Below are 11,699 nucleotides of genomic sequence, written 5' to 3'. Positions count from 1 at the left end.
TCCTCACCCATGTAGTCGATGAGCTCCGCATCCGACACCACTTCGAACATATGTGCGACACTACCCCGCCCCACCGACAGGACGCGCCACGCGCCCAGAGGCGCGTGGCAACCGAGTCAGCGCTTGAGGTCCGCGTACCAGTCCAGCAGTGCCGGGTCGTCGACGGCGCTGCGCTCGACCACCTTCGCCGGGTCGGCGCCGCCGAACAGCTTCTTGATCGGCACCTCGAGCTTCTTGCCGGTGCGGGTATGCGGCACCCCGGGGGCAGCGATGATCTCGTCGGGGACATGCCGCGGCGACACCTCGGTGCGGATCGCGGTCTTGATGCGGTCGCGCAACTCGTCGCTGAGTTCGGCGCCGTCGGCCAGCACCACGAACAGCGGCATCCAGTATCCGCCGTCGGGCTGTTCGACCCCGATCACCAACGCCTCGGCGACCTCCGGAATCCGCTCGACCACCTGGTAGATGTCGGCGCTGCCCATCCGGATGCCGTGCCGGTTCAGCGTGGAGTCCGACCTGCCGTGCACGATGATGCTGCCGCGCTCGGTGATCGTGATCCAGTCGCCGTGCCGCCACACGCCGGGAAACATATCGAAATACGCGCTGCGGTAACGCGATCCGTCGGGATCGTTCCAGAAGCCGACAGGCATCGACGGCATCGGCTTGGTGATCACCAGCTCGCCGACCTCGCCGCGCACCGGGTTGCCCGACTCGTCCCAGGCGTCCAGCGCACAGCCGAGGTACGGCGCGGACAACTCCCCCGGCCAGACCGGCACCGTGCGAACCCCGCCGATGAACGCCGAAACCACGTCGGTGCCGCCGCTGATCGAGGACACCTGGACGTGCTCGCCGACGTTGTCGCGCAACCACAATGACGTCGACGGCGGCAGTGACGATCCCGTGATGCCGACGCTGCGCAGCGCCGAGAGGTCGTGGTCCGTGCGGGGCACCGCACCCGCCTTCGCGCAGCCGAGCACGTAGCCGGGGCTGGTGCCCAGAAGGGTGGCCCGCACCCGCGCGGCGATCTCCCACAGCCCGTCCGGGCGCGGCGAATTCGGGCTGCCCGCGTAGCAGACGATGGTTGTCCCCACCAGCAGGCCGGCGACCAGGAAGTTCCACATCATCCAGCTCGGGCTGGTGTACCAGAAGAACGTGTCGTCTGGGCCCAGATCACACTGCAGCGCAGTGGCTTTCAGGTGTTCCAGCACGACCCCGCCATGGCCGTGCACGATGCCTTTCGGCAGCCCGGTGGTCCCCGAGGAGAACAGAATCCACAGCGGATGATCGAAGTCCACCGCGGTGGTGGTCAGCTTGTCCGCGTCGGTCGAGCTGTTCAGCTCACTTGCCATCACGGTGGCCCGCAGCGATGGCAGGCCGGCCTGCATGGCCGCGATATCGGCGCTCTTGTCGTGGAACTTCCCGCCGAAGTGGTATCCGTCGGCGGTCACCAATACGGTCGGCTCGAGCTGACCGAGCCGGTCCAACGCGGCCTTGGCCGAGTAGTCCTGCCCGCAGGCACTCCAGATCGCGCCGACGCTGGCGGTGGCCAGGAACGCGATGATCGCTTCGGGAATGTTCGGCAGATACCCGACCACCCGGTCACCGGCGGTCACGCCTAGCTCGCGCAGCCGTTGCGCGAAAGCCGCGGTGCGGCCCAGAAGTTCGGCCCAGCTCACTTCGGTGATCGAACCGTCCTCGGTCACGTACAGCACCGCTGGGCGGTCGGTGCGCGCGTTACGGATCACCTGGTCGACGTAGTTCAGCCTGGCACCGGGAAACCACCGCGCACCGGGCATGGTCTCGGCGGCCAGCACCACCTCCGGTCGGTCGCCGAGTTCGAAGTAGTCCCACAACGCCGCCCAGAACGCGGCCGGGTCGTCGACCGACCACTGCCACAGCGACCGGTAATCCTCGTGGAGCGTGCCGGTGCGGGTCTTCACGAACCGGGCGAAGTCGGTGACCCGCGCCGCCGCGATGTCTTCCTCGGTCGGCGTCCACTGTGCCATCACGGTCTCGGTCATCGGGCGCTCCAGCCGCCATCCATGGTGTAGGACGCGCCCGTCACCATCGCCGCGGCGGGGGAGGCAAGCCAACCCACCAGCGACGCAACGTCTTCCGGTTCGACCAGCCGCTTGATCGCGCTCTCCTTCAGAAGAATCTCCTCCACCACCTTATCTTCGGGAACATCGTGGCGACGCGCCTGGTCGGCGATCTGCTTGGTGACCAACGGCGTGCGCACGTAGCCCGGATCGACACAGTTGCTGGTGACGTTGCGTGAGCCGCCTTCCAGGGCAGTCACTTTCGAGAGGCCCTCCAGCCCGTGTTTGGCTGTCACGTAGCCGCTCTTGTACTCCGATGCCCGCAGTCCGTGCACCGACGAGATGTTGATGATCCGGCCGAACTTCTGGCCGTACATGTGCGGCAACGCCGCGCGGATCAGCAGAAACGGCGCCTCGACCATGAGCGCCAGGATGAACCGGAAGCGCTCGGGCGGAAAGTCCTCGATCGGGCTGACGTACTGCACCCCGGCGTTGTTGACCAGGACGTCCGTTTGCAGCCGCAGGTCTTCGAGGGCGTCGACCGCGGAAAGGTCTACGGCCCAGGGCTTTCCGCCGATCTCGTCCGCGACGGTCTGCGCGCCGTCAGCGTCGACGTCGGCGACGGTGACCTGCGCCCCGCGGGCAGCGAGTTCACGGGCGCAGGCTGCACCGATTCCACTCGCGGCGCCGGTGACCAGCGCGGTACGGCCGTCCAAATCGGTCATAACCGACCCGCTTTCGCCAAGGCGTCGCGGTCGGCCTGATCGACGGTCTCGAGGTCGATTCCGTTGGTTTCCCTTGAGACGAGCGCGGCCACCAGGGTGATCGCCGCCGCGCCCGCCAGATACAGGGCGATCGGTACCGCGGAGCCGAACCTGTCCAGCAGCCACGTCGCGATCGCGGGCGCCAGCGAACCGGCGATGATCGCGGTGACCTGATATCCCAGGGAGACACCGGAGTACCGCATGCGGGTGGGGAACATCTCGGCCATGAGCGCCGGCTGCGGCGCGTACATCAACGCGTGGATCACCAGGCCGGCGACGATCGCGCCCATGATCAGCAGGTAGTTGGCGCTGTTCATCATCGGGAACGCGAAGAAGCCCCAGCAGCCCGCGGCGATGGCGCCGACGATGTACACCGGTCGGCGCCCGAAGCGGTCGGCCAACCGTCCCACCTGCGGGATGACCACGAAGTGCACCGCATGGGCGGCCAACAGCCACCACAGAATGTCGCTGGTGTCCGCGTGGACGTGGGTCTTGAGGTAGACGATCGAGAACGTGACCACAAGGTAGTACATGATGTTTTCGGCGAAGCGCAGCCCCATCGCCGTGAAAACCCCACGGGGATAACGCTTCAACACCTCGACCACGCCGTAGGACACCGCCTTGGCGCGCTCGACCTCCTGTTGTGCGGCGACGAAGATCGGGGCGTCGGAGACCTTGGTGCGGATGTAGTAGCCGATCCCCACCACGACCGCCGACAGCCAGAACGCGATTCGCCAGCCCCATGACAAGAAGGACGCCTCCGACAGTGCCTGGGTCAGGATCAGCAGCACGACGGTGGCGAGCATGTTGCCGACGGGCACCGCGGCCTGCGGCCAACTGGCCCAGAACGCGCGCTTGTCGGTCGGGCTGTGCTCGGCGACCAGCAGCACCGCGCCGCCCCACTCGCCGCCGACCGCGAAGCCCTGAAGGAACCGCAGGACGACGAGAAGGATCGGCGCCCACACCCCGATCTGCGCGTAGGTCGGCAGGCACCCCATCAGGAAGGTGACGGCGCCGACGAGCAGGATCGCGAACTGGAGCAGTTTCTTGCGGCCGTACTTGTCGCCGAAATGTCCGAACACCACCCCGCCGAGGGGGCGCGCGACGAACCCGACCGCGTAGGTCAGCAGCGCGGCGATGAGCCCGCTGGCCTCGCTGGTGCCCTCGGCGAAGAACACCTTGTTGAAGACCAGCGTGGCCGCGGTCGCGTACAGGAAGAACTCGTACCACTCGACGACGGTGCCGGCCATCGAGGCGACCACCACCCGTTTCAGCCCAGTCGGGATCGGGCCGGCCCCGCCGGGCTGCGGCTTCGGTTCGTCCGTGATGCTCATCCGGCGCTCCTCTGGTTGTGACTGTGGGCACAGACCCGGCTGTGAGTATTCATGCAGGTTCGTTCCCCCGCAATAGCCAAACCTGCAGTGCCGATCTGCAAAAATGCACATCATGACGGCGACGACGGGACATCCGAGTGCCGACGACCTGCTGGTGCTGCTGGCCGTCGGCCGCTCCGGCCGATACACCACCGCAGCCGAGGAACTCGGGCTCAACCACACCACGATTTCTCGGCGCATCGCCGCACTCGAGCAGTCGATCGGCGGGCGGGTGTTGACCCGGGGCGCGGGCGGGTGGGAGCTGACCGACCTCGGCCGCGAGGCGTTGTCGGCGGCCGAGGTGGTCGAATCCGCCGTGCGGTCGCTGAGCGTCGACAGCGGTGGCGACCGCGCGCTGGAAGGCGTCGTGCGGATCTCGGCCACCGACGGCTTCTCGGCCTACATCGCCGCGCCCGCCGCGGCCCGGGTACAGCGCGAGCACCCCAAGATCGCCGTCGAGATCGTCGCCACCACCCGCCCGGCCACCCAGCAGCGCTCCGGGTTGGATGTCGAGGTGGTGGTCGGCGAACCGAAGGTGCACCGTGCCAAGGCGATTCGGCTCGGCGACTACTGCCTCGGCCTCTACGGGGCACGGAAGTACCTGCGCAAGCACGGCACTCCGACGAGTATCGCCGACCTGTCCCGCTTCCCGCTGGTCTACTTCATCGACGCCATGCTGCAGGTCGACGACCTCGACGTCGCCACCAGTTTTGCCCCCGACATGCGTGAATCGGTCACGTCCACAAACGTTTTCGTGCACGTCGAGGCGACGAGGGCCTCCGCCGGGCTTGGCCTGTTGCCGTGCTTCATGGCCGACCGCCATGACGACCTCATCCGGGTCCTGCCGGACCAGGTGGCCGTCCGGTTGACCTACTGGCTCGTCACCCGGGCCGAGACGCTACGCAGGCCCGAGGTCGCGGCCGTCGTCGACGCCATCCGCACGCAGATGGCCGAGAACCACGACGTCCTGCTCGGCCGAGGTTGACCACCGCAGGGGCTTGCGCTTCAGCGCGAGACTTGCTGCAGTCAGTCCATGCCGTTCATCGACCATCCGAAGGGCCGGGCCTACTACCGCCACTGGGCCGCCGCCGAGCCTCGTGCCGTCGTGGTTTTTCTGCACGGCTTCGGTGAGCACACCGGGCTCTACCACCGTTACGGTTTCGCGCTGAACGCGGCGGGCATCGACCTGTGGGCGGTGGACCAGTTCGGCCACGGCCTCAGTCCGGGCCCGCGGGGCGACTTCGGTTCGATTCAGGACAGCTCCGCGCTGGCCGACGCGTTGACCGAGCTGGCCGAGAAGCACCGGCCCGGGCTGCCGGTGATCGCGCAGGGCCACTCGTTCGGGTCGGTCGTCACATTGTTCCGCCTGCTGAACCAGCCCGAACGCTTTCGGGCCGGCGTCGTCTCCGGTGCACCGCTGGTGCCGATCCCCGACATGCTCGACAGCGACACTTTTGTGGAACTCGATCCGGGGTGGCTCTCCTCAGACCCCTTCTATCTCGACTCATTGGAGAACGACCCGCTGGCCTTCCTCGACGCCGACGGGGCGACGCTGACACGGGAGCTCGACTGGGCGTGGGACAGGTTCGGTTCCGAACTTCCCAAGCTCGCGGTGCCGACGTTGGCGCTGCACGGCGTCAACGATCCGATCGCGCCGATCGGGCCGGTCCGCGCGTACGCCGAGCAGATCGAGGCGCTGCGTATCGCGGAGTTCCCCGGCGCGCGCCACGACGTCCTCAACGAGACCATGCACGCCGAGGCGGCCGCGACGGTCATCGACTTCCTCCGCGAACAGGCGTTACAGTGAGCCGGTGTACACCAAGGCGCTGATCACCGCGGCGGCCATGGCCGCGGCAGCGGCGCTGTCGGCGGCTCCCGCCGGTGCGCAGCCCGGACCTCCGCCGTGCGAGTTGGCGCTGAGCTTCCTGTGCAACGTGATTCCGATGGCGCCGAACCTCGACCACGACGTCGACCTGACCGAGCAGCTGCCGCCGGCGGACCCGAGCGCGCCACCGCCCGAGTCGCTGCCCGTTGCGGACCCGTGTGCCGCGGGCTGTATTTAGAGCCAGGTGTCGTCGGTGGTGGCGGTGAGAAACGCCTCCAGGTCGTCGCGCCACTGCGCCGGCGTGGTCTTGTCGGGCTCGATGCCGGTGTACTGGCCCCGGTAGAACAGCAACGGCCGCGCCGTGCGGTGCGGGGCGTCCGACAGCGAGTGCACGGCCCCGAACACCACGTAATGATCGCCACCGTCGTGCACCGAGTGCACCGAACAGTCGATGTGGGCCAGCGTGCCCTTGATCACCGGTGAGCCGAGTTCGGAGAGATGCCAGTCGATTCCGGCGAACTTGTCGGGCTCTTTGGAGCCGAAGGTCGCCGAGACGTCCTTCTGGTTCTCGTGCAGCACGTTCACGCAGAACCGACCGCTGGCCTCGATCGCCTGCCACGACCGCGACATCTTGGTCGGGCAGAACAACACCAGCGGAGGGTCTAGCGACAACGCCGCGAACGACTGGCAGGCGAATCCGACCGGCGTGTCCTCGTGCATGGTGGTGATCACGGTGATCCCCGTGCAGAACTGACCGAGCACACTGCGGAAGGTGCACGGGTCCAACGTCTCTGCGGACACTAGTTCTTGAAACCGATGCTGAAGTCGTGACCCCACAGGCTGACCGCGGTGCTCTCCCTGGCGATCCAGTCCTTGTCGTCGACTTGCAGGCCTTCGCAACCGAATTCGACGTCGAAGCCGCCCGGGGTCTTCATGTAGAACGACAGCATCTTGTCGTTGACGTGCCGACCCAGCGTCGCCGACATCGGCACCTTACGCCGCAGCGCCCGGTCCAGGCACAGGCCCACGTCGTCGCTGTTCTCCACCTCGACCATCAGATGCACGATGCCGCTTGGGGTTTCGCCGGGCATGAAGGCGAGGCTGTGATGGCGCGGGTTGACGCCGAAGAAGCGCAGCCAGGCGGGTGGCCCGTCGGCGGGCCGACCGACCAGTTGCGGCGGCAACCGCATCGAGTCGCGCAGCTTGAACCCGAGCACGTCACGGTAGAAGTGCAGTGACTCCGCGTCGTCGCGGGTGGTCAGCACCACGTGTCCGAGGCCCTGCCCTTCGGTGACGAACCTGTGGCCGTAGGGGCTGACGACGCGGCGGTGCTCGAGCGCGGCGCCGTGGAACACCTCCAGCGTGTTGCCGGACGGGTCGTCGAAGATGATCATCTCGTCGACACGGCGGTCCGCGAGCTGGGCGGCGGTGGCCTCCTTGTACGGGGTGCCTTCCACGTCGAGGCGGTTGCGGATCTCCTGCAGCCCTGCGGCGTTCGCGGCTTCCCAGCCCGAGCTCTGTAGCCGGTCGTGTTCGCCGGGAACGATGACCAGCCGCGCGGGGAAGTCGTCCATCCGCAGGTAGAGAGCCCCCTCCACCTGGCCGCTGCCCTCGACCATGCCGAGTACCTTCAGCCCGTACTCGCGCCATGCGGCGACGTCGGTGGCCTCGATCCGCAGATAGCCCAGTGACCGGATGCTCATGATCCGCCTCCTAGAAAATCCACTGTGAGCTTGTTGAACTCGTCGAACTTCTCCAGCTGGGCCCAGTGTCCGCACTGCCCGAAGACGTGCAACTGCACCCGCGGAATCTGTTTGAGGGCGACCAACGCGCCGTCCAGCGGGTTGACGCGGTCCTCACGACCCCAGATGAGCAGTACCCGCTGACGCAGCTTGTACACCTCGCGCCACATCATGCCGAGCTCGAAGTCCGCGCCGGCGAAGGACTTACCCATCGCGCGTGCGGCCGCCAGCGACTCCGGCTGGCTGGCGATCGCGAAGCGTTCGTCGATCAGCTCCGGAGTGATCAGGCTCTGGTCGTAGACCATGATGCGCAGGAACTTCTCCATGTTCTCGCGCGTGGGCTCCGCGGTGAACTTGCCGAGCAGTTTGACCCCCTCGGTGGGGTCGGGTGAGAACAGGTTCACGCTCAGCCCGCCTGGGCCCATCAGCACCAGCCGGCCCGCACGCTTGGGGTTGTCGAGCGCGAACCGCACCGCGGTGCCGCCGCCGAGCGAATTACCCACCAGCGCAGCACGTTCAATCCCGAGGTTGTCGAACAGATCCAGCAGCGCGGTGGCGCTGTAGCGGTTGTACTGCTCGTGTTCGGTGTGCTTGTCGGAGTGACCGTAGCCGGGCTGATCGACGGCCAGCACGTGGAAGTGCTTGGCGAGCACGGCGATGTTGCGCCCGAAGTTCGACCAGCTCGACGCACCGGGCCCGCCGCCGTGCAGCAGCACCACCGTCTGCTCGTTACCGACGCCGGCTTCGTGGTAGTGCAGCCGCATGGGCCGACCCTTGCCGCGCACGTCGGCGAAGCGCGATGTCGACTCGAACGTGATCTCCTGCTGCTGGGCAGCTTCGGCCGCGAACGAAGTCATCAGACCATCGTGTCCTGCGGCGGCAGACCGAACTCGTTGTTTCCGAAAATCAGGTACGCCCGTTCCGGGTCGTTGGCCGCGTGCACCCGGCCGGCGTGCGCGTCTCGCCAGAACCGCTGCACCGGGGCGTCGAGGTTCAGCGCGGTAGCACCGGAGGCCTCGAAGAGCCGGTCGATCGAGGCGATCGCGCGCCCGGTCGCCCGCACCTGGTCGCGGCGGGCGCGGGCGCGCAACTCGAACGGGATCGCCCGGCCCGCCTTCAGCAGCTCGTACTCCTCGCCGACGTTGCCGATCAACTGGCGCCACGCGGCGTCGATGTCGCTGGCCGCCTCCGCGATGCGGATCTTGGCGAACGGATCGTCCTTGGCCTTCTCCCCGGCGAACGCCGCGCGCACCCGCTTGCCCTGATGCTCGACGTGCGCGGCGTAGGCACCGTAGGCCATGCCGACGATCGGTGCCGAGATGGTGGTCGGATGCATTGTGCCCCAGGGCATCTTGTACACCGGCGCGGTGTTGGTCTGCAGGCCGCCCGCGGTGTGGTCGTTCATCGCCTTGTAGGACAGGAAGCGGTGCCGCGGCACGAACACGTCCTTGACCTTGAGCGTGTTGCTGCCGGTGCCCTTGAGCCCGACGACATGCCACACGTCGTCGATCTCGTACTCGGTGCGCGGGATCAGGAAGCTGCCGAAGTCGACGGGCTTGCCGTCCTTGATCACCGGGCCGCCGACGAACGTCCACGTCGCGTGGTCACAGCCAGAGGACCAGTTCCACGACCCGTTGACGATGTAGCCGCCGTCGACCACGGTGCCCGCCCCCATCGGCGCGTACGACGATGAGACCCGGACGCTGGGGTCGTCGCCCCAGACATCCTCCTGGGCCTTCTGGTCGAACAACGAGAGGTGCCAGTTGTGCACGCCGATGATCGATGCGACCCAGCCGGTGGAGCCGCAGGCGCTGGCCAGCCGGCGCACCGCCTCGAAGAACAGCGTCGGGTCGCACTGCGTGCCGCCCCACTGCTCGGGCTGCAGCAGCTTGAAGAAGCCGAGCTCGTCGAGCTCGTCGACCGTCTCGTCGGGTAGCCGACGCAGGTCTTCGGTCTGCTGAGCGCGCTTGGTGATCAACGGCAGCAGGTCGTCGATGCCGGCTAGGACGGCCTCCACGTCACGCTGTTCAATGGATGTCACTGGTTACCTCCCGAGGTAAGGACCTGGCGTTGGGCGTTTGCGCGAGACCAGACCGCTAGAAAGAGATTAGAACACGTTACGATTCATGTCGAGTACGGGGGGTCATCAGCAGGCTGGACCTGCACACATGCATTTCTGTAACCTGTTCTAGTTATGGGCAGTTTTGAGCCTGAGAAGGGTAGAGCGTCGTGACCGATGAGCCGCTCGGTAGCCACGTGCTCGAGCTCGAAGTGGGCGAGGTGGTCGAGGAGACCGCCGACGCGCGGTCGCTGGTGTTCCGGGTTCCCGACGGATCCGAGATTCCCGCCGAGCGGTTGCGCTACGCGCCCGGGCAGTTCCTGACGCTGCGGGTGCCGAGCGAGCGCACCGGCTCGGTGGCGCGCTGCTACTCGCTGTGCAGCTCGCCTTTCACCGATGACCCGATGACGGTGACCGTCAAACGCACCGCGGACGGCTATGCGTCCAACTGGTTGTGCGACCACGCCCACGCCGGCATGAAGATCCACGTGCTCGCCCCCTCGGGCACCTTCGTGCCCAAGACACTCGACAGCGACTTCCTGCTGCTGGCCGCGGGCAGCGGGATCACGCCGATGCTGTCCATCTGTAAGTCCGCGTTGGCCGAGGGCGGTGGCCGGGTGGTCCTGATCTATGCGAACGAGGACGAGAACTCGGTCATCTTCGGCAAGGTGCTGCGCGAGTTGGTGGCCAAGTATCCCGACCGGCTCACCGTCGTGCACTGGCTGGTCAGCGTGCAGGGGCTGCCGACCGCGTCGGCGCTCGCAGGCCTGGTCGCCCCGTACAAAGCCCACGACACCTACATCTGTGGGCCCGCACCGTTCATGGCCGCGGCCGAGGAGGCGCTCAAGAACGCCGGCGCCGACGACGGTCGGATCCACATCGAGGTGTTCAAGTCGCTGGAGTCCGACCCGTTCAAAGCGGTGGTCGTCGACTACTCAGAGGACGACGACAGCGCCGAGGGCCCGGCCACCGCGATCGTCACGCTCGACGGTGAGAAGCACGAGATCACCTGGCCACGCAACGCCAAGCTGCTCGACGTGCTGCTGGACAAGGGCCTTGACGCACCGTTCTCCTGCCGCGAAGGTCATTGCGGCGCCTGCGCGGTGCTCAAGAAGAGCGGTGAGGTCGAAATGGAGGTCAACGACGTGCTCGAGCAGTCCGACCTCGACGAGGGCCTGATCCTGGGCTGCCAGGCCAAGCCGCGGTCGGATTCGGTGGAACTCACCTACGACGAGTAGCCGGCGGGCTAGCATTCGCCGCACCGAAAGGAGAATCGTGAAGCGGTTGCGCGGCATGCTCGGGGCGGTCCCGGCGGCATGGTTGGCGCTCGCGCTCGTCGCACCCGTCCCGACGTCGACGGCAGCGGTCGACACCGCCACCGCATCGATACCCGTCGATGCCGCGACCTCGCTGGAGATGGAAGTCAGCGCCAATTGCATTGCGGCCGAAGGCACATGCTTCTTCGACACCCGCGCCCATCTACGCACACCGCAAGGCATCATCGGTTTCCCCGGCGACCTGTGGGCACGCCAGACCACGACGTTGCGCACGATGGATCGCACGGTCTATGTGGATGCGAAGTCCGACGCGCCCAACACCCGGATGTTCAAGTCGCTGACCGACATGGAGTTCACCACCATCTACTTCGGCGGTGGACCACCGGAGAAGTTCCGTTTTCACGGGCAGACCTGGCCGGTGGACGCGCGCACCGGCACACCGCGCACCGACGTGCCGCTGATCGTCTGCGCACACATCCAGGTGGTCTACGCGGGCGTGAACCTCACCTCGCCGGACGCCTGCGCGCAGGCCGCCTTCAGCTGACCTCGCCTCCCGGCCCCGAGCGACCCTCTCCGCGAGCAGACGCGAAATCGCCCAATTCGGCTGCGAACCAGGGGAG

At 67.1% G+C, this 11,699-nt stretch carries 12 protein-coding genes; 5 read left to right on the top strand and 7 right to left on the bottom strand.

All coding sequences use genetic code 11. The features are described from left to right. Positions 1-116: 116 nt before the first annotated feature. The 3 genes from MELE44368_RS08340 to MELE44368_RS08330 are packed head-to-tail and all read right to left on the bottom strand — an operon-like array spanning position 117 to position 4,137. On the bottom strand, positions 117-2,021 hold the full coding sequence (locus MELE44368_RS08340) for an acetoacetate--CoA ligase (protein ID WP_164890059.1): 1,905 nt from the start codon (positions 2,019-2,021) through the stop codon (positions 117-119). After that, positions 2,018-2,764 (bottom strand): 3-hydroxybutyrate dehydrogenase, encoded by a 747-nt coding sequence (locus tag MELE44368_RS08335; RefSeq protein ID WP_128108071.1) that lies wholly within the window; start codon positions 2,762-2,764, stop codon positions 2,018-2,020. The genes MELE44368_RS08340 and MELE44368_RS08335 overlap by 4 nt, the downstream gene beginning before the upstream one ends. Further along, positions 2,761-4,137: an MFS transporter gene (locus MELE44368_RS08330; RefSeq protein ID WP_128108070.1), complete on the bottom strand. Its 1,377-nt coding sequence runs from the start codon at positions 4,135-4,137 to the stop codon at positions 2,761-2,763. Before MELE44368_RS08330 ends, MELE44368_RS08335 begins: the two co-directional genes overlap by 4 nt. A 112-nt stretch (positions 4,138-4,249) precedes the next feature. Here MELE44368_RS08330 and MELE44368_RS08325 point away from each other — a divergent pair, with 112 nt between their 5' ends. The 3 genes from MELE44368_RS08325 to MELE44368_RS08315 are packed head-to-tail and all read left to right on the top strand — an operon-like array spanning position 4,250 to position 6,239. Continuing rightward, positions 4,250-5,161, top strand: a complete 912-nt coding sequence (locus MELE44368_RS08325) for a LysR family transcriptional regulator (protein ID WP_206613718.1) — start codon at positions 4,250-4,252, stop codon at positions 5,159-5,161. Positions 5,162-5,209: 48 nt separating this feature from the next. Next, positions 5,210-5,983 (top strand): alpha/beta fold hydrolase, encoded by a 774-nt coding sequence (locus MELE44368_RS08320; RefSeq protein ID WP_128108068.1) that lies wholly within the window; start codon positions 5,210-5,212, stop codon positions 5,981-5,983. Between the two features lie 4 nt (positions 5,984-5,987). Further along, positions 5,988-6,239, top strand: coding sequence for a fibronectin-binding protein (locus MELE44368_RS08315; protein WP_241566522.1), 252 nt, complete (start codon positions 5,988-5,990; stop codon positions 6,237-6,239). On the opposite strand, the gene hsaB is transcribed toward MELE44368_RS08315, so the two are convergent. The 4 genes from hsaB to hsaA are packed head-to-tail and all read right to left on the bottom strand — an operon-like array spanning position 6,236 to position 9,784. After that, positions 6,236-6,802 (bottom strand): 3-hydroxy-9,10-secoandrosta-1,3,5(10)-triene-9,17-dione monooxygenase reductase subunit, encoded by a 567-nt coding sequence (gene hsaB, locus MELE44368_RS08310; protein ID WP_128108067.1) that lies wholly within the window; start codon positions 6,800-6,802, stop codon positions 6,236-6,238. The genes MELE44368_RS08315 and hsaB overlap by 4 nt on opposite strands. Continuing rightward, entirely contained in the window at positions 6,802-7,704 is a 903-nt protein-coding gene (gene hsaC / locus MELE44368_RS08305) for an iron-dependent extradiol dioxygenase HsaC (protein WP_128108066.1), read from the bottom strand. Before hsaC ends, hsaB begins: the two co-directional genes overlap by 1 nt. Beyond that, positions 7,701-8,600 (bottom strand): 4,5:9,10-diseco-3-hydroxy-5,9,17-trioxoandrosta-1(10),2-diene-4-oate hydrolase, encoded by a 900-nt coding sequence (gene hsaD, locus MELE44368_RS08300; RefSeq protein WP_128108065.1) that lies wholly within the window; start codon positions 8,598-8,600, stop codon positions 7,701-7,703. Before hsaD ends, hsaC begins: the two co-directional genes overlap by 4 nt. Further along, on the bottom strand, positions 8,600-9,784 hold the full coding sequence (gene hsaA / locus MELE44368_RS08295; protein ID WP_128108064.1) for a 3-hydroxy-9,10-secoandrosta-1,3,5(10)-triene-9,17-dione monooxygenase oxygenase subunit: 1,185 nt from the start codon (positions 9,782-9,784) through the stop codon (positions 8,600-8,602). The genes hsaD and hsaA overlap by 1 nt, the downstream gene beginning before the upstream one ends. Before the next feature lie 188 nt (positions 9,785-9,972). On the opposite strand from hsaA, the gene MELE44368_RS08290 reads away from it, so the two are divergent. Next, entirely contained in the window at positions 9,973-11,040 is a 1,068-nt protein-coding gene (locus tag MELE44368_RS08290; RefSeq protein ID WP_128108063.1) for a ferredoxin--NADP reductase, read from the top strand. 37 nt (positions 11,041-11,077) lie between these two features. Then, entirely contained in the window at positions 11,078-11,623 is a 546-nt protein-coding gene (locus MELE44368_RS08285; RefSeq protein WP_128108062.1) for a hypothetical protein, read from the top strand. Positions 11,624-11,699 lie beyond the last annotated feature (76 nt).

Source organism: Mycolicibacterium elephantis DSM 44368 (genome assembly GCF_004014805.1).
GTDB lineage: Bacteria > Actinomycetota > Actinomycetes > Mycobacteriales > Mycobacteriaceae > Mycobacterium > Mycobacterium elephantis.
Note: the sequence above shows the minus strand (reverse complement) of the source record. Positions and strands in the feature narration are given on the sequence as shown.

Excerpts from the sequence above, each read along its gene's own strand:
- MELE44368_RS08325 (WP_206613718.1), top strand. The coding sequence starts at position 4,250 with ATGACGGCGACGACGGGACATCCGAGTGCCGACGACCTGCTGGTGCTG.
- MELE44368_RS08335 (WP_128108071.1), bottom strand. The coding sequence starts at position 2,764 with ATGACCGATTTGGACGGCCGTACCGCGCTGGTCACCGGCGCCGCGAGT.
- MELE44368_RS08320 (WP_128108068.1), top strand. The coding sequence starts at position 5,210 with ATGCCGTTCATCGACCATCCGAAGGGCCGGGCCTACTACCGCCACTGG.
- hsaD (WP_128108065.1), bottom strand. The coding sequence starts at position 8,600 with ATGACTTCGTTCGCGGCCGAAGCTGCCCAGCAGCAGGAGATCACGTTC.
- MELE44368_RS08330 (WP_128108070.1), bottom strand. The coding sequence starts at position 4,137 with ATGAGCATCACGGACGAACCGAAGCCGCAGCCCGGCGGGGCCGGCCCG.
- hsaC (WP_128108066.1), bottom strand. The coding sequence starts at position 7,704 with ATGAGCATCCGGTCACTGGGCTATCTGCGGATCGAGGCCACCGACGTC.
- MELE44368_RS08340 (WP_164890059.1), bottom strand. The coding sequence starts at position 2,021 with ATGACCGAGACCGTGATGGCACAGTGGACGCCGACCGAGGAAGACATC.